18 protein-coding genes are annotated in these 22,416 nt (G+C 68.8%); 6 read left to right on the top strand and 12 right to left on the bottom strand.

Annotated elements, in window-relative coordinates; all coding sequences use genetic code 11:
• Positions 1 to 413 precede the first annotated feature (413 nt).
• On the top strand, positions 414 to 1,511 hold the full coding sequence (locus ABD374_RS33850) for a type 2 periplasmic-binding domain-containing protein (RefSeq protein ID WP_344500869.1): 1,098 nt from the start codon (positions 414 to 416) through the stop codon (positions 1,509 to 1,511).
• Positions 1,512 to 1,868: 357 nt separating this feature from the next.
• Positions 1,869 to 2,570, top strand: a complete 702-nt coding sequence (locus tag ABD374_RS33845; protein WP_344500867.1) for an SDR family NAD(P)-dependent oxidoreductase — start codon at positions 1,869 to 1,871, stop codon at positions 2,568 to 2,570.
• Between the two features lie 391 nt (positions 2,571 to 2,961).
• On the opposite strand, the gene ABD374_RS33840 is transcribed toward ABD374_RS33845, so the two are convergent.
• The 7 genes from ABD374_RS33840 to ABD374_RS33810 form a co-directional block, all read right to left on the bottom strand.
• The gene (locus ABD374_RS33840) at positions 2,962 to 3,927 is read right to left on the bottom strand and encodes an amidohydrolase family protein (protein ID WP_425577425.1); all 966 of its coding nucleotides are present in this window, start codon (positions 3,925 to 3,927) and stop codon (positions 2,962 to 2,964) included.
• 78 nt (positions 3,928 to 4,005) lie between these two features.
• Complete coding sequence (locus tag ABD374_RS33835) at positions 4,006 to 5,100, bottom strand: amidohydrolase family protein (RefSeq protein ID WP_344500863.1); 1,095 nt, start codon at positions 5,098 to 5,100, stop codon at positions 4,006 to 4,008.
• A gap of 346 nt (positions 5,101 to 5,446) precedes the next feature.
• Complete coding sequence (locus ABD374_RS33830) at positions 5,447 to 6,094, bottom strand: CoA transferase subunit B (RefSeq protein WP_344500861.1); 648 nt, start codon at positions 6,092 to 6,094, stop codon at positions 5,447 to 5,449.
• Positions 6,094 to 6,849, bottom strand: a complete 756-nt coding sequence (locus ABD374_RS33825; protein WP_344500859.1) for a CoA transferase subunit A — start codon at positions 6,847 to 6,849, stop codon at positions 6,094 to 6,096. Before ABD374_RS33825 ends, ABD374_RS33830 begins: the two co-directional genes overlap by 1 nt.
• A 175-nt stretch (positions 6,850 to 7,024) precedes the next feature.
• Positions 7,025 to 8,653 carry a bifunctional 3-(3-hydroxy-phenyl)propionate/3-hydroxycinnamic acid hydroxylase MhpA gene (mhpA, locus tag ABD374_RS33820; RefSeq protein WP_344500857.1) on the bottom strand — a complete coding sequence of 543 codons (1,629 nt, stop codon included), beginning with the start codon at positions 8,651 to 8,653 and terminating at the stop codon, positions 7,025 to 7,027.
• Between the two features lie 4 nt (positions 8,654 to 8,657).
• A complete protein-coding gene (locus tag ABD374_RS33815) occupies positions 8,658 to 9,584 on the bottom strand; it encodes a VOC family protein (protein ID WP_344500855.1) in 927 nt (308 codons plus the stop codon).
• Between the two features lie 33 nt (positions 9,585 to 9,617).
• Complete coding sequence (locus ABD374_RS33810; protein ID WP_344500853.1) at positions 9,618 to 10,460, bottom strand: fumarylacetoacetate hydrolase family protein; 843 nt, start codon at positions 10,458 to 10,460, stop codon at positions 9,618 to 9,620.
• A gap of 240 nt (positions 10,461 to 10,700) precedes the next feature.
• Between ABD374_RS33810 and ABD374_RS33805 the strand changes: the two genes are divergently transcribed.
• The 4 genes from ABD374_RS33805 to ABD374_RS33790 all read left to right on the top strand — a co-directional run bounded on the left by ABD374_RS33805 (position 10,701) and on the right by ABD374_RS33790 (position 14,952).
• On the top strand, positions 10,701 to 11,543 hold the full coding sequence (locus tag ABD374_RS33805; protein WP_344500851.1) for a FadR/GntR family transcriptional regulator: 843 nt from the start codon (positions 10,701 to 10,703) through the stop codon (positions 11,541 to 11,543).
• Positions 11,544 to 12,014: 471 nt separating this feature from the next.
• Positions 12,015 to 13,286 carry an MFS transporter gene (locus ABD374_RS33800; RefSeq protein ID WP_344500849.1) on the top strand — a complete coding sequence of 424 codons (1,272 nt, stop codon included), beginning with the start codon at positions 12,015 to 12,017 and terminating at the stop codon, positions 13,284 to 13,286.
• Positions 13,287 to 13,349: 63 nt separating this feature from the next.
• The gene (locus ABD374_RS33795) at positions 13,350 to 14,717 is read left to right on the top strand and encodes a carboxylesterase/lipase family protein (protein ID WP_344500847.1); all 1,368 of its coding nucleotides are present in this window, start codon (positions 13,350 to 13,352) and stop codon (positions 14,715 to 14,717) included.
• A gap of 22 nt (positions 14,718 to 14,739) precedes the next feature.
• Positions 14,740 to 14,952 (top strand): hypothetical protein, encoded by a 213-nt coding sequence (locus tag ABD374_RS33790; RefSeq protein ID WP_344500845.1) that lies wholly within the window; start codon positions 14,740 to 14,742, stop codon positions 14,950 to 14,952.
• A gap of 259 nt (positions 14,953 to 15,211) precedes the next feature.
• Here ABD374_RS33790 and ABD374_RS33785 read toward each other — a convergent pair whose 3' ends face one another.
• From ABD374_RS33785 to ABD374_RS33765, 5 genes are all read right to left on the bottom strand, one after another.
• A complete protein-coding gene (locus tag ABD374_RS33785) occupies positions 15,212 to 15,709 on the bottom strand; it encodes a hypothetical protein (protein ID WP_344500843.1) in 498 nt (165 codons plus the stop codon).
• Positions 15,709 to 17,901: a site-specific integrase gene (locus ABD374_RS33780; protein ID WP_344500841.1), complete on the bottom strand. Its 2,193-nt coding sequence runs from the start codon at positions 17,899 to 17,901 to the stop codon at positions 15,709 to 15,711. The genes ABD374_RS33785 and ABD374_RS33780 overlap by 1 nt, the downstream gene beginning before the upstream one ends.
• The gene (locus ABD374_RS33775; RefSeq protein ID WP_344500839.1) at positions 17,898 to 19,634 is read right to left on the bottom strand and encodes a site-specific integrase; all 1,737 of its coding nucleotides are present in this window, start codon (positions 19,632 to 19,634) and stop codon (positions 17,898 to 17,900) included. The genes ABD374_RS33780 and ABD374_RS33775 overlap by 4 nt, the downstream gene beginning before the upstream one ends.
• On the bottom strand, positions 19,634 to 21,085 hold the full coding sequence (locus tag ABD374_RS33770; protein WP_344500837.1) for a site-specific integrase: 1,452 nt from the start codon (positions 21,083 to 21,085) through the stop codon (positions 19,634 to 19,636). The genes ABD374_RS33775 and ABD374_RS33770 overlap by 1 nt, the downstream gene beginning before the upstream one ends.
• An 88-nt stretch (positions 21,086 to 21,173) precedes the next feature.
• The gene (locus ABD374_RS33765) at positions 21,174 to 21,824 is read right to left on the bottom strand and encodes an aminoglycoside phosphotransferase family protein (protein WP_344500835.1); all 651 of its coding nucleotides are present in this window, start codon (positions 21,822 to 21,824) and stop codon (positions 21,174 to 21,176) included.
• Positions 21,825 to 22,416: the final 592 nt, after the last annotated feature.

The following is a 22,416-nucleotide window of genomic DNA, read 5'->3' as shown; positions in this document are numbered from 1 at the left end:
ACTTGCTCCGGATTGCGTCATACCCGGATCTGCGCCCACGGCGAGCATGTATGGGCTCCCATGTCGACAAAGGGCGTTTGTATTTACCGGCAGACCAGCCCGCCTTCTTGCTCGCACTCGCGACGCAACCGGTCTCGCCTTGCCGCGGTCCTCCCCTTTGAATCCCGCACCCGGTGTTATCGAAGCCGGGTCACAGAGTCGAACGCCGCTGTGCGGTGAAAGCGGCCAGCTTTTCATCCTGCTCGACCGGCCGACCCCGCGCTGTTCAAGCGCTCCGTCCAGTGAAGGAAGATGGCGTAAGGGGTTGTCGTTATGACACTCGGCGGTTACTCGTTGCGTGTCGCAGGCAAACAGAACGAGCCGACGCGCCATTGCGAGTCGGGGGCTATCGGTAGCTATGGGAAAGGGAATCCGTGACCGAGCAGACTGAGAAACCAGCCGGCAGCGGAATTGGCCGGAGAATCGTCCTTGTGGCGGCAGCCGGCGCGGCGTCCGCCTGCGTGCTGCCGAGTGACAAGACGCGCGCGGCACAACTAGCGCCTCGGACGCTCAAATATTCCGACCATGACCCGCTGGGTGGGATGCGGACCCAGTTTCTCGCGGACGTCCTCTTTCCGGCGATCGAGAGGGAATCGAATGGCCGTCTGAAGATCGAGGCCCATTGGAATGGCGAGCTTGCCGGCTCGTTCGACGCTCTGAGTTCCGTCGGCGGCTCTGGTTCTGCGGACATGGCCACCGTCGTGCCGGAATACGTGCCCGACCAACTGCCGCTGCACCAGATCTTCAAGAGCTTCCCCGTGGGGCCGACCGGAAACAAGCAGATCGAATTCTTCCGCCGCGTCTACGCGGAAGTTCCGGCTTTTGCGGCGGAGCTGGCTAGCTGCAACGTCGTTCAGGTATTCCTCGGGACCGGGTATCCCGTGGCGTTCTTCAGTGCTCCGCCCCTGCCCATTCCGGACGGCCTGCGAGGCGGCACGTGGCGGGCCGCCAGCTTCTGGCACAAGGACTTTCTGACCAATGCCGGAGCGACCCCCGTGACCCTGCCGTGGGGTCCGGGAATCCTCGACGCCCTGACGGCGGAAACGTTGGACGGCGTCATGGTCGATATCGATGACGGGTCCCTGTTGAACGTTCAGGATGCCGCCCCCAACGTGCTGACCTCGAAGGATCTGTGGATGGGACACCTCTACCCCATCGCAATGAACAAGGACGTCTGGAACGGGCTTCAGCAGAACGACAAGCAGGCCATTCGACGGGCCGTCGAACGGTCTTACCCGGCCCTGGGTTCGGCGACGGACGACGGCTTCGACACCCAGGTCGAGGAACTGAGGCAATCCGGTGCGAATGTGCGGATCCTCCGTCCTGATGAGCTGGTGCGCTGGCGAATCGTCACCAAGTACCGTGAGGTACAGGCGGCCTGGTCGGCGGCACAGCGGACCAAGGGCGTTCAGGATGTGGACGCCGCCCTCGCGGGCGCCGCAGGGATCATGGACCGCTTCGTAACCCCCTGAGGTCACCATCAGGGAGCTGGCGAAGCCGCGCCTCGGCATACACGACAAGGCCGAGGGCCCGCTGTCCGCATTCCTCAAGCCCTTCCCCACTTTCCGACGTGAGGAGAGCTTCGGCGGTCACCGCGGCGGCCTCGCACGGCGACCGCCCGTCTCGTACTGTGTCGCCGATGTCGGGGAGGGGACACGACACCGACGACCATGGCCCCCCGCAGCGAGGACAGCGGAAGCACATCGAAGCATTCGCCACCCATTTTCGCGCGCCGGCCGTGGGCGAGCACCTGCCCACGGCCTGGGACCACCGGCACCAAGAGGAGGCTTTTCTGGCGCGTTGTGGCAATGCGCCGCAGACTTGGTGCCATGACCGTCACCCTCATCACCGGCGCGAACAAAGGGCTGGGCTTCGAGACCGCTCGCCGACTCGTCGCCGCCGGACACACCGTGTACGCCGCTGCCCGCAACCCCGACAACGCCCAGCGCGCGGCCACGGAGCTGAACGCGCTCCCCCTTGTCGTCGACGTGGCCGATGACGTCTCCGTCCGGGCCGCGGCCGACCACATTGCGCGGGAACACGGCTTCCTCGACGTCCTGGTCAACAACGCCGGCATCAACGGAGGCGGCCCAAAGACGCTCGGTGAATGCACCGGTGCCGACGTCTCCGCCGTGCTCGACACCAACGTCGTCGGTGTCATCCGCATGCTGAACGCCTTCCTCCCCCTCCTTCAGCACAGCGACAACGGGGTCGTCGTCAACGTCGGCAGCGGCCTGGGCTCCTTCGCCCGCGTCCACGACCCAGAGCGCGCCGAGTCCCGCGTCCCGAACCTGCTGGCTTATCCGGTGTCCAAGGCGGCGGTGTCCATGCTGACCGTCCAGTACGCCCGCGCCTACCCGGGCCTGCGGATCAACGTCGTTGACCCCGGCCCCACCGCCACCGACCTCAACAACCGGCAGGGCTTCCAGACCGTCGAGCAGGGCGCCGCGCCGATCGTCGAGGCCGCACTCCTGGGGCCCGACGGACCCACCGGGGCATTCCTGGACGCCGACGGCGTCAGCCCCTGGTAGGGCACCTCCCTACCGCTCGCGCAGGTCGTTGCACAGAAGGAGTTCACCTGTGCTCGTCGACCGGCGCCGCCGAGGGCGGCCGGCGAGTCGGACGTTGGCCGGCGTGAGACGTAAGGGGGCCGCGGCCGTGCAGGTCGGTGTGCAAGAAGGACAGGACAAATGGCGCCCCGGGGTGCAGGGCGTCGCGTAGGGCGGGCAGTGACCGGTGCGGATCGATGAAGGCCAGGGTGCCGATGGCGTACGCGGCGTCGATCGGCCCGGCACCTGCGGCCGGACAGCCGTCCGCCGCCCCCGGATTGCGATCGCGCTCACCTGGACGATCCGTATGGCCCGTTCGCTCCCGAACTGTGTGGTCGGGCACGGACACTCGACGGCGCGGCCCCTGGTCCGGTTACGGGAGTGGAGCCAGCCGGGTGAAGAGGCGCTGGGCGTTGCGGGTGGTCAGGTTGCGCCAGGTGTCGCCGTGGGGCTGGGGTGCGTGGTCGATGGAGGCGATCTGTGCGGTGGTGCCGGCGGCGGGGGTCCAGCAGTAGTCGCTTCCGTAGAGGAGCCGCTGGTGGCCGAAGGCTGCGGTGAGGGCGGGGATCTGGTGGGGGAAGGGGGTGCCGGCCATGTCGAACCAGAGGCGTGCGATCTGTTCGGGGATGGGGTCGAGGGTAGTGCTGCCTTTGGCGAAGACGGTGCGGAAGAGTTCCATGCGCTCGGTCAGCAGGGGGAGGGTGCCTCCTCCGTGGGTGAAGATCCACGAGATGTCCGGGTAGCGCTGGAACACGCCGTTGAAGACCAGGTCACTGACGGTGCGGGTGGAGTCGAAGAGGAATTCGAGCATCGGCCGTGGCCTGCCGAGGGCGATCTCCTCGGCGTGCGGGGGTGAGGTGGGGTGGACGAAGACGGGGGTGCGACGTCGGTTGAGCTCCGCGTACAGGGGTTCGTAGCGGGCGTCGCCGAGGTAGGTGCCGTGGGCGTTGGATTCCAGGGTGACGCCGTCGCTGTCCAGGTGGTCCATGGCGTAGGCGAGTTCCGCCAAGGCTCCGTCGACGTCGGGCAGGGGCAGGGAGGCGAAGTGCCCGAACCGGTGGGGGTGTGCGGTGCGGATGGCGGCGCCGGTTTCGTTGACGTGGCGGGAAAGTGCGCGGGCATGGGCGTCGTCGCCGAAGTGGGTGCCGGGGGAGGAGATGGAGAGCATGGAGACAGCCACGCCCCAGCGGTCCATGAGTGCGAGATGCTCCTCGGCGCTCCAGGTGGGCCAGTTGTCCATGCCGTCGGGGTGGATGTGCCCGGCGCTCCGGGCGGCGTGCACGTACTCGGGGGTGACGAAGTGAGCGTGTGTGTCCACCAGCGGGATTGGTTCCGGCATGGGCGGGCCTGCCTTTCGAGCAGTGGGACGGGTCGAACGGGCTGCGTGCGCGCGGCCCGTGGCGGAGCAGGGCGGGTTTCAGGCTGGTGTGTGCTCCTGGCCGCCGCACCAGATGCGGCTGATGTTGCGGGTGGCACGGATGCCGGTGAGCGGGTCGCCGTCAATGAGGATCAGGTCGGCGCGCTGTCCGGGCTCGATGGCGCCGCGGTCGGTGAGGCCGAAGAAGCGGGCGGGCTCGCTGGTAGCCGCGCGGAGGGCTTGGACTGTGCTCAGTCCGGCGTCTACCAGGAGTTCCAGTTCGTCGTGCAGGCTCACTCCGTGCGGGACCTGGAAGGGGACGCCGGGCTGGGTGTTGGCGTCGGTGCCGGCCAGGATGGGGACTCCGGCCCGGTGGAGGGCTGCGACGTTGCGGGTGGCCAGGGCGAAGGCAGGTGCCGCGCCACGCGCGGCGGCGGTGCCTTTCATCATGGTGAGGGTGGGGATGACGACGCGTCCCGCAGAGAGGGTGGCCGTGACTTCTTCGGGGGCCAAGGGGCGGTCGAGGGGGATGTGGGTGAGGAAGTCGACGCCGGTTCGAAGGGCCATGGCGAAGGCGCCGCTGGTGGGGGCGTGGGCGACGGTCTTCCTGTCGTGGGTGCGGGCTGCTGCGACCAGGGCGTTCATGGTGTCCTGGTCGGGGCCTCCCTCGCCGGGGGCTTCCGCGACGATCTTGATGTAATCAGCTCCCGCGCTGACCTGGCCGGCGACGAACTCGCCGGCCTCCTTCGGGGTGCGCACGATGGCGTCCCGGGCCATGCCGGGGATCCTCGCGTGCGGGCCGCCTTCGCCGATCGCCGGGGTGCCGGCGCTGCGGATGTCGGTCGTTCCCGCCGTGTTGCGCAGGGATGCCAGGAGTTGCGGTGGCCAGGTCGCCATGTCGAGGGCGGTGGTCACGCCGTACGAGCACAGTTCAGTCAGGCTCTGGGGCCCGTGCAGGTGGACGTGGGCGTCGATCAGGCCGGGCAGCAGGATCGCCCCACCCGCGTCTACGGAATGGGCCGCCCCGGCCGGATCCCTGCTGATCACAGGGCCGTCGATGACTACGGTGGACGGTGCGGTGAGCTGCGTCCCGTCGAAGATCCGCACGTTGCGCAGGGCGGTCTTCGCGGTGCCAGAGGCGGGTGAGGCTGTCATGACTTCTCCTGGGTACGGCACGTTCAGGGACACTGCGGAGCAATATCCAGTACACGCGTGGGCCGGTTTGCCGGCACCCCGGGGACGCGTGGTGGAGCGACCAGACTCATCCGCGCTGCGCGGTGGACGACGCGCTCGATGGGGCCTGTCTCCGAGGACGGCGGGCTTGGGTGGGTCCGCCCCGGCCGGGCAGGCAGGGCAGCCTCGATGGGACATCGCGACCGGGGCGGAGTTCATGTGGTGGGTCTGCACGGGCACGGTGCAGCTCCCGCCGGCCCGGTGGCTGTCCGGGACACCAGGCCGGCGGGATGATCACTTGGCTTGCGCCCTGATGTCCGCCCTTACGTCAGCCGGCGGCGGGGGCATCGACGCGGACGGGGGCGTCCGTGGCGGCCAGCACCTGTTCGGTGGTGACGTCGGGGGCGGTTTCCACGAGGACGAGCCCGGTGTCGGTGATGTCGAGGACGGCGAGGTCGGTGATGATCCGGTGGACGCATGCCTTGCCGGTCAGGGGCAGGGAGCATTCCGTGACGATTTTGGGGGTGCCGTCCTTGGCGGTGTGGTCGGTCAGGACGATGACGCGGCGGGCGCCGTGGACGAGGTCCATGGCGCCGCCCATGCCCTTGACCATCTTGCCGGGGATCATCCAGTTGGCCAGGTCTCCGCTCGCGGAGACCTGCATCGCGCCGAGGATCGCGGTGTCGATGTGGCCGCCGCGGATCATGCCGAACGACAGGGCCGAGTCGAAGTACGCGGCTCCGGGGAGGACCGTCACGGTTTCCTTGCCGGCGTTGATCAGGTCCGGGTCCACCTGGTCCTCGGCCGGGTAGGGGCCGGTGCCCAGGATGCCGTTCTCCGATTGCAGGACCACGTGGATGTCGGAGGGGACGAAGCCGGGGACCAGGGTGGGCAGTCCGATGCCGAGGTTGACGTAGTCGCCGTCGTTGAGTTCGGCTGCGGCGCGGGCCGCCATCTGGCTGCGGTTCCAGCCCATCAGGCGCGCACCGTCCTCTTCTCGATCTGTTTGTCGGCAGCCTGCCGGGGGGTGAGTTCGACGACGCGCTGCACGAACACGCCGGGCAGGTGGATGTCGTCGGGTGCCAGGACCCCGGGCTCCACCAGCTCCTCCACCTCGGCGAGGGTGATCTGGCCGGCCATGGCGGCAAGGGGGTTGAAGTTGCGGGCCGATTTATCGAAGACCAGGTTGCCGTGCCGGTCCCCGCAGGCCGCGCGGACGAGCGCGTAGTCGCAGGTGATGGCCCTTTCGAGAACGAAGGGACGCTCGTTGAAGAGGCGGATCTCCTTCGCCGGGGAGGCGACGGCGACGTCGCCGTCGGCGGTGTGGCGCCAGGGGATGCCGCCGTCCGCCAGCGGCGTGCCGACTCCGGCGGGGGTGTAGAAGGCGGGTATGCCATGGCCGCCGGCCCGGAGGCGTTCGGCCAGCGTTCCCTGGGGCACCAGCTCCACCTCCAGTTCCCCGTTCAGGTACTGGCGGGCGAACTCCTTGTTCTCTCCCACGTACGATCCGGTCACCCGGGCGATGCGGCCCGCGCCCAGCAGGACGCCCAAACCGTGCTCGTCGGTGCCGCAGTTGTTCGACACCACCCGCAGACCCTTGGCGCCCTGAACGTAAAGGGCGGAGATCAGTGTGGCGGGGATGCCGCACAGGCCGAATCCGCCCACGGCCAGCGAGGCGCCGTCCCCGATGTCGGCCACGGCCTGCGCCGCGGAGGCTGCTGTCTTGTCCATGAGGTCCTTCAGGTCTTCCCAGTCGGGTGTCGGATACGCCGGGTGGCGTCCGGGCCGCGCGGCAGCGGCGGCGGGGCCCGGACGCCGTGCGGTACCCGGAAGCGGATTCCCGGGCACGAGCGGCGGGAAGGGCCGTGCGGTGGCCCCTCGCACCGCCGTCTTCGGTGGCGGTCGCCTACTCCACGGCCATCAGCGGCTCGGGAGCGGGGCTGACCGCACCGGGGAATGCGGGGTGGCTCAGTTGTTCGCTCAGCTGGCCGATCAGCTCGCGAAGCTCCGCGCCGGTGGATGCGGCCCCGAAGAGATAGAAGTCGGGGCGGACGATAGCGGCGACATGGCCGTGTTCACGCATGTGGGGCAGGAAGCCGCCGTCCGCGTCGAGGTAACCGTCGGAGGGGGCGTGCTCGCTGTACAGGGCCACGATGGTGGCGTCGATGCGGGTGAGGAAGTCCCGTTCGGCGTCGTCGAGGGCGTCGGCCGGCTGGTGGCCGTCGGTCAGGATGGTGAAGCCGCCGCCGGTGAGGCTGTCCAGGAGTGCCGTGCGGCCCTGGTGGGTGACCTCGTACTGCGGGGTGAGGTGGCCCACGTTCGGGGCGCGGCTGCCGTCGGGTGCGCGCTTGAGGATGCCGTCGCCCAGGACGGGCGGCGGGGTGGGCGGCAGCGCGTGCTGTGGATCGGCGCCGGCGGCGATCATGAGCTGGTCGCGGGCGGCGGCGGCGTCGGGGTCGAGGACGCAGATGACCTGGCCCAGGGCCATGGACATGCCGATGGCGTGCTGGACGTGCTCGCTGCGCTCGGAGGTGTAGGTGTCGAGCAGAGCGGGGTCGGCCCGGCCGTCGAGGACAAGGTCGAGCTTCCAGGCCAGGTTGATTGCGTCGCGCATTCCGGAGCACATGCCCTGACCGGCGAAGGGGGGCATCTGGTGGGCTGCGTCCCCGGCGAGGATCAGGCGGCCTTCGTGCCAGCGGTCGACCCAGCGGGCCTGGAAGGTGTAGACGGTGTGCCGTTCGATCGTGGTGTTCTGCGGTGTGCGCCCCCACGGTTCCAGGAGCTGCCAGGCCGTCTCCAGGGTGTTGAGTTCCTCGATGCTCTCGTGCGGCAGCCGCAGGAACTCCCAGCGGCGCCGGCCCGGACCGCCGGAGACGATCGTGGTGGGGCGCTCGGGGTCGCACAGCTGCCAGTTCATCGGGGACCACTCGGTCTGCTCGTGCGGCTGGGTGTCGACGATCAGCCAGTCGTAGAAGAAGCCGAGGTCGGTGACGGAGGTGGCCATCCCGGAGCGAACGAAACTGTTGGCCCCGTCGGCGCCGATCACGTAGCGGGCGCGGACCTCACCGCTGCCATGGTCGTCACGGGTGGTCAACCGGACCGACTCGTCGCCGGGCTGCAGGTCGGTGACCTCACAGCCTCGGCGCACGGTGACCGTGGGCTGGCCTTCGGCGGCCTTGGCGAGAACGGCCTCCAGCTCGGGCTGCGAGAAGAAGCTGGCGGTGGGCCAGCCGGAAGGACCGTTGCCGGACCAGTCGATGCGCACCAGCGGCTCACCAGCGGCGTTGCGCCACTCGTAGTGGTCGGGCACCGGGTCGGTGACCGCGCGCACCTCCTCTCCCACGCCGGCGGCCTGGAAGATCCGGCCGATTTCGTGGTCGAAGTGCACCGCCCGGGGCAGGTCGTAGGGGTCGGGCCAGCGCTCCAGGGCGATGACGTCGTGACCGGCCCGGCCCAGCAGCAGGGACAGCATCTGGCCGACGGGCCCGAAGCCGACGATCGCGACGTCGTACATCTTCGACGGTGTTCTGCTCACGGTTCTACCTCGGCTCACTGTGGGTGCCGGTCATCAGGGCGGCGAGATCCTCGGGGGCGAGGAAGGAGGGCGGGGGCGGCGGCCCCCAGTTGAACAGGCCCTTGGCGCCCTCCAGGATCTCCGGCGTCCACAGGTGGTCGTCGACGATGCAGTCCATGTCGGAGTAGTACTCGCTGAAGTTGCCGGCCGGGTCCTTGAGGTACCAGAAGAAGTTGGAGCCCGCGTGGTGGCGGCCCAGGCCCCAGATGTGGCGCTCGGGGTGGTCTTCGAGCATGGCGGTGGCGCCGCGGCCGACCTCGTCGATGTCGTCGACCTGCCAGGAGGAGTGGTGGAGGAAGGCGACCGGGGCGGCCAGGACCAGGATGTTGTGGTGGTCTGTGGAGCAGCGCAGGAACGCTCCGTGGTCCTTGATGTAGTCGGATGCCTTGAATCCGAGTCCGTCGCGGAAGAACGCGGTGGTGGCGTTGAAGTCGGTGGTGCCGATCACGGCGTGGCCGAGCTTGCGGGGCCGTACCCGGTCGGTGCGCAGGATGCCGGGTGCGCGGGAGCCGGTGCGGTCGGTGCGGCCGGGACCGTTGTAGAGGAGGGCTGCAACCGGTTCCTGGACCAGGCGAGGGGCGACTTCCAGGACGGCACGCACGCCGGTGGTCTTGTCGTAGGCGGTCAGGGCCTGGCCCGAGATGTCACTCGCAATGCCCAGGCGGTGCAGGCGTGATGCGGCAGCGGCCAGATCGTCCGGTGTGTCGGCGCCGATGCGCACCTCGACGAGGCGGCGGCGCGGGGCGAAGACGATGCGAAACTGGCGGCCGGCATCGCGGGAGGCGAACCAGCCGTCCGTTTCCGGGGTGAGGCCGAAGTCGGTGTAGTACGCGGCGGTCTCCGCCACATTGGGGACCCCCATGGTGATGGAGGTCAGACGGTGCAGTGCCATGAGAGCAACTCCCTTGTCCGTCGGGCCGGCCGGTCAGCCGACGAAGGTCTGACGCAGCTCGCCGATGCCCTCGATAGCGGAGACGAGTTCGTCACCGTGGGCCAGGAACCGCTGCGGGTCCCGGCCCAGGCCCACGCCGGCAGGGGTACCGGTGAAGATCACATCTCCGGGCAGCAACGGCAGGACCGCGGACAGGCCGGCGATGAGCGCGGGCACGGAGAAGATCAGGTCGCGGGTGCGGCCCTTCTGAACTTCCTCGCCGTTGATCGCGCACCGCAGTTCGAGGTCGTCGGGGTTGTCGAACTCGTCCGGGGTGACCAGCCACGGTCCGATGGGGGCAAAGCCCGGGTAGGACTTGCCGAGGCTGAACTGCGGGGCGGGCCCGGCGAGCTGCACGACGCGTTCGGAGATGTCCTGACCCACCGCGAGTCCTGCGACGTAGCTCCAGGCATCGGCTTCGGTGACCTTCTCGGCACGGGCGCTGATGACGGCGACAAGTTCGACTTCCCAGTCGGTGTGGCCGCCCGCAGGCAGCTTCACCTCGGTGACCGGGCCGCTGATGCTGGTGACGTACTTGGTGAACACCGGGGGCAGGCCGTCGGGGGCGACGAAACCGGACTCCGCGGCGTGATCGCGGTAGTTCAGGCCGATCGCCAGCGTCTGGCGAGGCGCGGGAGCGGGGGACCCCAGATCGGAGGCTTCGAAGGAGACACCGGCCGACAGATCGGCGCCGGCAGCCCAGGTCCGGAACTCGTCCCACCGCTCGTAGACGGCCTGGGGGTCGGCGGCGAAGACACCTCCGCTGGCCCGTTGGACATCGACCGCACGGTCATCGGCGATCAGGGCCAGGCGACCGGAGAGATTGGCGATACGCATAGAAGCACTCCTGACAAGGAAAAGACGGGCCCCGAACAGTGACGGCTGTGACGTCGAACGGCGGGACCACGGAACAGCTGGCCGGATGAGCAGGGAGGCCGCCAGCGACAACGAACCCCTTGTTTCACCCGCCGGGTATTCAGCATGATGATTACCTTGATGTTGCGTCGGCGTAACCCGTGACGTCAAGGGTTGCAGCGATAACCTTCATGATGAATATGACGAACCTCTGGAGAAGCCTTGACCACCACACCGGACAAAGCACGGGAAACACCCCAGCGAACCCTCGCTCAGAGCGGCTCTGACCTGCACTCCTACCCTTCGCCCCAGACCGGGGCCGCGTCCTCACGGGCTACCCGGAAGTCCGGTAACGCCTCCCGGGCCCCTTCGGCCGGCCGGGCAGAGGGAGCTGCCGAGCACGTTGCGGCACTGGTCAGCGAGGTCGAGCCGGGGGCCCGGCTGGGGACCAAGGAAGAGCTACGGAGCCAGTGCGGGGTGTCGGTAGGGACCTTCAACGAGGCGCTGCGTCTGCTGCAGTCCCGGGGGCTGGTCACCGTCAAGCCAGGGCCCGGCGGCGGCCTGTTCAGCGCCGAGCAGTCCCCCATGGTCCGGCTCGGGAACTCCGTCCTCGCCCTCGACGCGCAGCAGAGCGACGTCGCGAACGCCGTGCGGATCCGCGACGCCCTCGACCCCCTGCTGATCGAGGACGCCCTGTGGCACGCCTCGCCCGCCGACATCTCCGGCCTCAAGGACCACATCGCGGCCATGGAAGCGGCCGTAGGCACCGCTGACCCGGTGGCGTTCGTCCACGCGAACTGGCGGCTGCACGCAGCCATCGCGGCGATCAGCCCGAACGCCCTGCTCAGCTCCCTGTACTCCAACCTGCTGGACCTCATCGAGGCCCACACTCTGACAGTGCTGCCGGCCAGCGAGGAGCCGCTGGAGCACTACATCGCCCACCGGCATGAGCTCCACCGCGATCTCGTCGACGCCCTCGAACGACGCGACCGTGACGCGGCGCTCCACCTGATCCGTGAGCACAACACGAGTCTCCAGCCCGAGGAGCCCGCCGCAGAGCGCTGAGCAGGCAACTTCACCCACCGCCCCACCCTGAGCCCGGTCCCGTCCCAGGACGGGGCTTTCTCTTTTCACCGTCGAGGGCATTGACAGCCGGCCGCATGCCCCCTCAACATCACAGCCAATCCACCGCAGCCGGTGAACGCACACGGCCTACCCCTCAAGCAACGGAACAGCCTCCGCGTTCACTGCCGCACCGGAGCATGTCCTCGACGACGCTCAGCGACGCTTCCTCGACGACATCGGCACCCTCCCGCCCCCTGGCCATCAGGTGTCGGACAGTGCCGCTCAAGCGACTCGACCAGCATCCACACCCAGCCGCGCGGTGCCGTAGCGCGCCGTGCAGACAAGCCGCCGACCGGACACCCGCCGACGGCGGACCCCGGATGCCCGCGAAGCTCTTCGCGACCCCGCCGCTCACCCGCGGACCGCAGCTCTCTGTCTCCGCGCCCTTTCCTGTCTCCGAGGAGCCCACCCATGAACAGCACCCTTGGCATGTCTCCGTCGAAAACACGTCCACGCGCCGCGGTGATCCTCGGGCTCGTCATCCTCTGCATCGAGGGATACGACCTCTTCATCCTCGGTGCTGTCGGACCCTCCCTCCTCGCCCACCCCGACTGGGACGTCACCAAGTCCACACTCGGCCTTCTGGGCAGCCTTACCGCCCTCGGCATGCCGCTCGGATCCATCGCCGCGGGCTGGGCGGGCGACCTCTACGGACGACGTCTGCCCATGGTCGCCGGGCTTGCGTGGCTGTCGTTGTGGATGCTGCTCAGCGCGGTCGCCGGCAACCTCGAGTTCTTCGCCGCCACCCGCTTCGCCACCGGCATCGGACTGGGCGCCCTCATTCCCCTGGTCACCGCCTACGTCAGCGAGTCCGTACCCCCCGCCCGCCGCTCCCTGCAGGTCGGAACCGCGCTCACCGGCGTCGCCATCGGCGGACTCATCACCGGCATCCTGGGTCGGGCCCTGCTCCCAGCCTGGGACTTCCACACCCTCTTCCTCTTCGGCGTCCTCCCGCTCGTCCTCGTCCCCCTCGTGTGGAAGCTGGTGCCCGCAGGCGTCCAGGAGCACCCGGCCGAGGCCGACCGCTCAGCCGAGAGCGCCGTGTCGGCCAACCGGCTGGTGCAACTGATGACGCCACAGCACCGGCGGGCGACCCTGCTGTTCTGGGCGGCGACGTTCACCGGCCTGGTCCTCGTCTACGGAGCAGGCAGCTGGCTGCCGACGCTGATGGTCAACGCCGGGTACGACCTCAGCTCGTCGCTGGAGTTCTCCATCACCTTCAACATCGGCGCCATCGTCGGCACCCTCATCGCGAGCATGATCGCCGACCGAGGGTTCATCAAGGCCGCCACCGTCACCAGCTTCGTCCTCGCCGCAGCAGCCATGATCGTCCTCAGCACCCCCCAGCCCCGCCCGGTCCTTCTCCTGGCATCGGCCGTCGCCGGGCTCGGGGCGCTGGGCACCCAGAACCTCATCAACATCTTCGTCGCCCGCTACTACCCCGCCCACCTGCGTGGCACCGGGCTCGGGTTCAGCCTGGGCGTCGGGCGCCTCGGCGCGATCGTCGGCCCCAGCTACCTCGCGGCCGCCACCGTCCTGATCACCTCCCCAAAGGCCGGGTTCTACGCCTTTGTCATCCCCGCCCTCCTCGGCGCCCTGATGACCGGCCTGTTCAAGTCTCCGCGCCGGGCAAACACCCCGGAGGAGGACGTGGCGAAGGCTGAACAGCCACTGGCCGGCTGAGACAACCGCCCGGATCACCGCACCCGCGCAGTCCGGCCACTGCCCACCCCCATGGAGCCGCACATGTATCCACGTGTCTTCCGCCCCCTGCGTGCCGCGCTCGGCGCAGCTCTGCTCACCACTGTCCTGGCTGCCGGCCCCGGGACGGCTGCCGCCCAGGACAGAGTTGTCATCACTACGGCCTCCGGACAGCTGCAGGGCACCGCGCCGGACGCCAACGGAGTCAGCGCCTACCGCGGCATCCCCTACGCAGCCCCTCCCACCGGGACGCTGCGCTGGAAATCCCCCCAGCCCGTACCACGGTGGAGCGGCATACGTCAGGCCACCACCCCCGGCCCCGCCTGCTACGGCACCAGCCAGCCCGGCGCACCGGCCACGGCGATGAGTGAGGACTGCCTGACCCTCAACATCTGGGCCCCGCCCCGGGGCAGCCAGCCCAAGGCGGTCGTGGTGTGGCTGCACGGCGGCGGCTTCCAGTTCGGCTCCGGCTCCGACCCCAAATACAACGGAGCCGCACTCGCCGCCCGCGGCGTGCTCGTGGTCAACGTCAACTACCGGCTCGGCGCCTTCGGATTCCTCGCCCACCCCGACCTCGACAAGGAAGCAGGAGCATCCGGCGGCTATGGGCTGCAGGACCAGATCGCAGCCCTGCGCTGGGTCCAGCAGAACATCGCCTCCTTCGGCGGCAACCCCGGCAACATCACTCTCTTCGGCGAATCCGCCGGCGCCCACGCCGTCGGCCTGCTGATGTCCTCCCCCCAGGCCACCGGTCTGTTCAGCAAGGCCATCGCGCAGAGCGGCTCCTTCTGGGACAACCAGAAAGGCTCCATCCCCACCCACACCGAAGCCCTCACCCAGGGCACCGCCCTGGCCGCACGGCTCAACACCCCCACCGCCGATGGGCTGCGGGCCATACCCGCCACCCAACTCAACACCGCGAGCACCACGGGAGCCCCCTTCGGGCCCAGCATCGACGGCCATGTCCTCGCCGACTCACCCGCAGCGGTCTTCGCCCGCGGACAGCAACAGCGCGTACCCCTCCTGGCCGGCTACACCGCCGCGGAGAACTTCCCCGTCTTCGACCCCTTCGCCCTGCCCCACGACACCCCCACAGAATTCAGGGCAGCAGCAGAAAAGCTCTTCGGTGCCGCCCGCATGTCGGAGTTCAACGCCCTTTACCCCTCCACCACCCAAGCCCAGACAGACGCCTCAGCCGGACAGCTCATCGGAGACATGGCCATCACCGAACAGACCTGGGAAATGCTCGGACTGCACCAGCGCACCAGCGCCCGCGACGTCTACGCGTACAAGTTCACCTACACCTCCCCGTACTCTCCCGTCGCCGCCCATGTCTCGGACGTGCCGTTCGTCTTCGGCAACCTCCTTCCCCAGTTCTTCGCCCCCCACAGCACCGGCCGCAACCACCGCTGACCGGGCCTTCTCCCACACCGTCATGGGCTACTGGGCCAACTTCGCCATCCGCGGCGACCCCAACGGCACGGGACTGCCCACCTGGCCCACGTATCAAGGCGCGGGCCGAAGCCTCATGAACCTCAGCGCCACCCCGGCAGCGATCACCGAACCGGACACCGCACGGCTCCGCTTCATCGCCTCCTTCCGCGACAACGGACGGTTCCCCGCCGCTTGGCGCAGGGTCGGCAACTGACGCACGCTGAAGTGCCTCCCCGTCGCTCCGGGGCACCCCCTGGAGCGGCGGGAAACTGACCACCGCCCAGATCACCCGCCGCAAGGGTGGGTGGCCTGGGGGCACCGCGGTGAATCGCACATGCGGCCGTCATCGACACCCCTGACGTGATGGAAGACGGATGGCCGGCTTCATCTCGCTGGTCCTGCCGTGCGAGCACGCGTTGTCTGCCGCGGCGAGCCAGCTACGCGATCCGTAAAGAGGGCGGGGCACCGCGGGGTCAGCTGCAGGACCCGTACGGCGCCGTGCCGCTGCGGGCGGAGGGTAGGCGGCGGACGTTGCCGAGGGCGGCAGTCTGTTCCCGCAGCCGCTCGATCTCTGAGTGCTGGGCGGCGATCCGGGACACGGCGAGGGTCTTGAACGCGGTGAGCTCGGCCAGGGCTTCGTCCCGCTTGGCGACCCGATCCTTGAGCTCGGCGACCTGGGCCTTGAGCCGCTCGACCTGTGCGGCTCGTGGGTCGACGATCTCGCCGGCCTGCCGCAGCGCCGTAAGGCGGCGTTCGAATTCCTGGGCAAGGTGCTGGTAGGGACCCGGCCGGGTGGTGCCGTCACGGTTCTTCTTCGGGTAGAAGCCGGTCCGGGTGACGCCGGACTCCAGGGCCAGGGTTTTCAGATCACACTTGCCTTCCGGCGGGAGTTCCCCTCGCAGCAGCCGGTCCATAGCGGCTCGGATGGCGTCCTCGTTGCGCGCACGGTCGCTGTCGCTGATCCGGCCCATCAGATCTCGTCCTTCCCGGCCGCACCGGCGGCGACATGGTCGATCTCGGCGAGAACCCTCTCGGCACGGGCCATGCTGGCTTCCAGCCGGGTCCGCTCGGTCTTCTGGCGGCGGCTGAGGCTGCCGATGAACACCTTTGCGGTCTGCCGCGATTCCTCCCACACCGGGCGGTGGCACGGGTGGTGCGTGGCCTGGGGGCAGCGGGCGGAGTCGCACATGCCGGCAAGCGGCCGGTCTGCGTCCGGAGTACCGGCCAGCCGCAGGCATAGTGCCTTGGCCGGATCGATGAACCAGCAGTAGTTCGCCGTGCCCAGGTGGAGGGTGTGGGCCCGGGCCGTGAGCATGGCTACGACCTCCTGGTCGCTGTCGACGAGCTGGGGCGCAAGGTTGCTGAGTTCGTGGAGCCGTCCGTCCACGCTGGTGAAGAGGCTGATCAGGTCATGGGCGCCGGGACCGGACGGCATGATCCCGCGCTGATAGTCGTGGTAGACGTCGGTCAGAATGCCGATGTTGCACTCCTCCTCGAGCTCGTTGATCTCGGCGAGGAACTTCGCCTGAGCGCCGCCCGGCCGCGCCGCGTACCCTTCCGTAGTGGCTACAGACAGGTGCTTGAGCTGCAGTTTTGCCGCGATAAGGCCGCCGGGACGATACGCGATCTCCACGGCGAGCGTGCGCCGGAGGGCCCGTGGCGTCACCGCCCCCTCCGGGATGGGGGCCAGACCCAGCCGCTGTCCGGCCGGCCCGTTCACCCAGGTCCTGAAGTTCTGGTACGTCGTGTCGCAGAAGACCGGATGGAAAAGCGAGGAGCCGGGCGCCGCGTCCGGGCCGAGGAGTTGCTCGACCACCTCGATCGCTTCGTAGACCTCCCGGGTCACCACCCACTCGTCCCGGACGCCGCCGAGCGGCTGCCCCTTGATGAGCTTGCCCGCAAGGCGGTAGCGGAACAGGCCGGGAGCGATCTCCAGGGGCGGCTGACGGCACCCGACGACCAGTTCGCCCAACTCGCAGTGCCGCATCCCGGCGAGCGCGGCCACGGCCAGGCCGCAGGCCGTGGCCAGGTACCCGACCAAGAACTTCAGCTCGGTCGAGAACAACGGCTCTGTCCACGCGACGTGCCCCTGCCCGTCGGCTCGCTCCACCTCGGCAGCGTTGCGGCCGTACGGAGCGCAGACCCCGACGAGGGCAAGGGCTCGCTCCAGGTCGGGACGCAGTGCCGGGAGCCAGGCGCCGTAAAACTGCCGGGTCCCGCACTCCCGAGCGAGCGCGCTCAGGGAAACGGCGGCCAGGGGATCGTTCTCCTCGCGCAGTCCGCGAGCACGGGCATCCTTCACCGCGGCCGGCGTCATCAGTTCCAGAGGCTCTCCGGATTCAACCCGGCACTCCAGATTGCGCAAGAACGCCCTGCGCCCGGGGTGCTTGTTGGAGGTGAGGCTGCGGTCCGCAGCCTGACGCTGCCGCTTGGCCTCGGCTTCGCTCAGGATGTGCGGGGCCAGAGTCCCGATCACGTACAGCACGGCGGCGAGCAGGGGCTGCTGCACTTCAGACGACAGCGGCTGCACCTTGTTCGCGCCGCCCAATTCCGCCGTCCGGCCGGAGCCCCCAGCGGCGCTCGCGCCGTTGAAGGGGCGAAGATTGTCTCGGAGCTTCTGCCCGCTGAACAGTGAGCGGTAATGCGCGAGTCCGATCGGCGCGCCCATCGCGACGGCTCTGGTCGACGGGGAGTCGGCGACCACTTCACCGTCATCGCCGAGCTTCTCGGCCCGGAAGTCCACGTACGCGGTGCAGTGGTAGTTGGTGACCTGTTCCAGGTCGGTGATGCCCTGCTCCGTGAGCCACTTGAACCACCGTATGAGTTCGGACAATTTGCCATGGCAGGTCGTCAGCGTCTGCACGGTCCGTTCGGCATGGGCGAGGTCACGGACCGCGTCGTGGCGCGGCGCCATCAGCGCCGCGATGTACTCCTTCGCGGTCAGCCTCCACTCCCTGTTGACGATCGACGTGAAGTCGAGGGCGCGCTGGTTGGGTCGCAGGTAGGCCGGCAGCCCGATCACCTCGTCGAAGGGCCACCGGTCCTCGTCGAAGAAGGGCCCCGTCACGCCCGGCGGCAGAGCGAAGCCGAACAGCGGGCACAGCTCGGCGCCGGCGAAGGGCGAGACGAGATGCCGCGGCAGGGGGATCAGTGGCGGCATCATGCGGTGCGCTCCTCCGGGTACAGGGGGATTTCGTCGTCAGTGTCGGTGATCACCGTGACCAGGCGCACGAGCTCGGCCGGATCGTAGGAGGTGAGGATCTGCTCGATCCGGTGCGTGTACGGACCGAACACAGCCATGAACTGGGCGGCCGGCGTCTGCTGCCACTGCCGTGCGAAGAACGCCTTCATCCGCAGCAAGTTGGCGGCGTGTCGCGGCGCGAACAGGGAGAGTGGGCACAGCAGGCACACCCACGGACGGGCCGGACACGGCTTGCCCTTCGGGCCATGCAGCCCCGCGAGCGGGTCCGCGCAGGCGGCGACGAACACGTCACGCTGTCCGCCGACCAGTTCGGCAATGGCCGCGTCGTCCAGGCCGAGCCGGGAGACGAGGTCGGGCAGGTTGTCCGCCAGCTGGGTCAGGTCGTCGTCACTCAGCACCGTCGGTGGGAGAGCTTTGCGCAGAACATCGCCCTGGGCCTCCTCCACGATTGTCTCCAGCGCGTCCTTCTGCGCGGGGGTCGCGGCAGTGAGGTAGTGGTCGCCCTCGACCCGTGGGCTGTGGTTCGGGTCGATCCGCCCGCGCCCGCTGCCGAACCAGTTCTTGCGGTCCCGGTGGGACTCGAACGAGGTCCGGATGCTGTGCCGGTGGATTCGCAGCGGCTTGCCGTCGCTGCCCTTAAGACCTGCCCGTTTCACCCATCCCTGGATGGAATCGTGGAGCGACGCCCCCGTCCTCCAGACCCCGACGTGGGTGAAATCGTGACGCAGCCACAGCTCCGAGACGTCGGTCTCCGCAGCGAAGCGGCGCGAGACGGCGGAATGCTCAAGCCATCGTTCCACCAGCCGGACGGCGCGCGGGGACAGCGTCACGCTCTCCTCGGCGGTCCGGCCCTTGAGGTAGTTCACCAGCATCGCCGCGTCTCCGGCCCACTCCAGGTCTTCGACGCCCAGATCGGCGATGCCGTCGGGGACGATGCCGGTGTACGCGCCGAACAGCAGCTGGTAGGCGATCACCACCGACGGGGAGGGGAACAGCGCAGTACAGACTCGCTGTGCATCAGCGCCGCGGCCCATGCGGTAGTAGGCCATCGTCGGCGTCCACCCGGCCCGCTGCCCCAGACTGACCGCGTTCTCCGGCCCATGGCGGACCATCCACCAGCACAGATTCTCGTACGACCAGCCGTCCTGATAGGGGTCCTTTCCCTTCTCGGCCGCGGCATGGGCCTGCCGGAACTGCGACCACGCTTCCTGGATCTCTGCCCGGCATACCTCCTGCAGTCTGCTCCAGACCGTCTCGTCGTACGGCAGCAGCGGCTTGGAGTCCCGTCGGCGTCTCTGGTTGTACGCCCGCCCGCCCACCAGTTCACGCACCTCGGGGCGCAGCGCGCGGGCGTCCTGGTCGAACGCGGCCAGCATCCGACGGATCATCGACTCCTGGGCGGCTCCCGTCACCCACAACTGCTCGACAAGGACGGGGCGGGTGAGGTCCGCAGCGCCACCGACGTGCCCGCGCTTGGCCATCGCCGCCGCGAACAGGCGAATCGCACGAACGAACTCCTCGACTGTCCTCTCCGCGTCGACCTGGCCGTGAGGATGTATCAGCCCGATCAACCCGTTGGCCATGTCGCGAACCAGCTGTGGGTTTTCCTGCACGGGCAGCTCCACCGTCGTGGTAGTGCCCCTGGTGAACCAGCAGACCAGCCGCGCGGGCCCCTCCATCAGTTGAGCGGCCATCAGACGAGCACCGCCTCATCCTCGAACTCCTCATCCGCCTCGGCCTCGGCGAACAAGTCAAACTCATGTCCCGCGCGTTCATATGCCTCGCGGTAGATCCGGGTCATGTCCAGGCGGCGTAGGTACGCTTCCGTTGTGACGACACTGGTGTGCCCGAGGAGGTCGCGCAGCACCATCATGGGGTCCGCCTTGCCCAGGTACAGGGCCAGCGCCGCATCCGTGTCGGTCGCGTGGACCATGCGGGCCGCCTCCATGAAGTGCCCGCTGACCAGCCATTCCAACGTCCTGATCGCGAAGGTATGACGGAGCCGGTGCGGGGCGGTATGAGGAAAGCGGGGCTCGAAACGCTCCCGGATCCGGGTTGAGGTCCGCTCGAACACCGTGGCCCAGGCAGTGAAGGGAGCCCCGTTCGCCTGCACCCCCAGCAGCATCGATCCGCCATCGGGCGCTACCAGGCGTCGCCGCTCGGACGGCGTCAACGCCGCCCACTTCACCCGGGTCCCGTTCACCCGGCCACCCCGGGCGTCGGCCTCGCTCACCACCAACGGCTCACCCCACCGGGCCGGCGGCTTCCAGCGCGAGCCGACCGTGGCCAAGGGACGAACCGTCGTCATGTACCGGTGTACGCGCGCCAGACTGCTGTAGGACGTCCACGTCGTACGGAACTTGCGGCCCTTCGTTACGCCCTCCGGGACAGGGAAGGAGATCGGCAGCGCGGTCGGCTTCGGCGGAAGCGCGGGAACCTCTACGTCCAGCAAGTACGTGAACTCCTGCGACCGCAGCCCCGAGGAGAGCACGAAGTCACCTACCGTGGCGTTGCGCGTCAGTGTCCGTCCGCGGTATGAGGTATCTGGGGACCCGTCCGGGCGGAGCCCTGCCAGGCCCCGAACGAACATCTCCCCGAAGTCGGCCTCGAAGTAGCGGATCGTGACATGGCGCTTCGGAGTGCGTCGGTGGGCCTGGTTGACTCGCTGGGTCCGCACCTGGTCCCCGTACATCGACACGGCTTCCTTGTAAGTGAACGGCACCGCAGGCGCGTGGCTCTCCCTGTCCGCCCACGTGTAGAAGCGCGACAAAATGCTCATCTGCTGGTTCCACGTAGTGGCCGCAAGGCGCCGCTTCAGCGGTCCGCACGACCTGTCGACCGCGTACAGGCTCAGTGCGTCCTTCAGGCGGCCCCGCTCATCAAAGACACCGATCCTCAAGGTCGCAAGGAACTCGCACCACTCCCGCAGCGTACGACCGTAGAACTCCCACGAGTTGGGCGCTGGGACCCCATCCAGCGGCAGCCACCGCAACCAGGTATTGATCGCCACCGTGTCGCGCACGCCACGCTCATCCTCGAAGAGAAGGTCGTCATCGACGAGGACCGGCATGAGCTCGGCTATCACGGGCCGGCCGCTGAGCCCCCACGACCGCCAGCCCTTCGAGCTAAAGAAGATCATCTGCATGGCGGGGACGGTACGTGCGGGACGCTGCGGACTGCAAAGCGCAAACATGGGCCAGAGCATCACTTGAAGCATCTATGAGACATGACCACTAAGCAGAGATAACGCGCTCGAAGTCGATCCACCCGGCCTGCTGGTGGACCGTCGACCACATCAGGTTGCGGTCCCACGCGTCGCCGTGGATGAACGCGAGCGGCAGCGGCGGCAGGGTCTGCAGCTGCTCGGCCAGGTCCCGCACCAGCTTCTGCTCCGGCGCGCTCAGCCGGCCCCCGGCCTCCCCCAGGTGCCGGTCGGCGCCATCGGCTGCGGCCTGCAGCGCCTGCTCCGCCTCCGTCCGTCGGGGCCCGGACAGGTCACCGGCCGCGTGAAGGCGGGCCAGCAGGGCGCCGGCGTGCCGATGCGCTCTGGCTTCCTCCGCCGGCGCGAGCGTTAGCTGCTTGAGTGGTCGCCCCGGAACGGCGGTCATCAACAGCGCCAGGTGCTCCGCGCTTGAGGCACGCAGTTGCGGTGCACCGCCGGCACCGAGGGCCGGTGCAGCGCTGCGCAGCGCGAGGGTCTCGCGTTCGTACATCACGGCCTTGGGGGAGACCTTCAGGTAGAAGCGGAGTGCCCCGGGCAGGTCGAGCTGCCAGACGCGGGAGTTTTCGCGCGGATGGCTGACGTCCTTGACGGCGGGACGGGCGCCGAGTGCCCGGCTGGCCCACGCCAGCAGGGCGGAGGGCGGAGTGGTCGGGTTGGTCATGCCCCCCACCCCGATGACGGTCGTGATGCTGCGGCGAACAGGACGCGGCGGACGTCGACGGGCCGCCGGTGCGCGAGGGCCTCGGCGGCCGCAGCAGGAGGGTTCTCGAGAACAGGGTGCAGGGTGACCAAGCGGACGGGATTCACGGTTTCTCCTCGGTTCGGAACAGGGGGCAGAGCACCCGGACAACGCACCTGATCAAAGGGCCGCTACGGGCAGCCGCGGGCGACGAGTCGAGTGAAGGTTCGACGCCGGGACGCGGACGGCAAGCGCCGTCTGCGTGGGCGGCTCCTCTCGCGTCGTTCGATTCACACGTACGGGGAAGGCGGCGGGGCTGTAGCCCGAGCAGCGGCTTGCATGACGCGTCGACAGCACCCGTCTCCTTCGGTGTGGTGTGGCTGTGCTCTGCGGACGGACCCTCGCCCACGCCACTGACAATCCGCAGTCACCAGCACCGTGATCCGGTCATCCCTGGCCTCCCCGGCGGCTAGGCCGTGTCTGATGGTTCTTTGATGAGGTCGCGGAGCCAGATCACGATGGCTGCCGTGGCCAGGGTGCCGTTGAAGATGTAGTCGCGTTTGTCGTACCTGGT

The organism is Streptomyces enissocaesilis (genome assembly GCF_039533765.1).
Taxonomy (GTDB): Bacteria; Actinomycetota; Actinomycetes; order Streptomycetales; family Streptomycetaceae; genus Streptomyces; species Streptomyces enissocaesilis.
The sequence above is the reverse complement of the archived record's forward strand: the minus strand, read 5'-3'. Positions and strand labels throughout refer to the sequence as shown.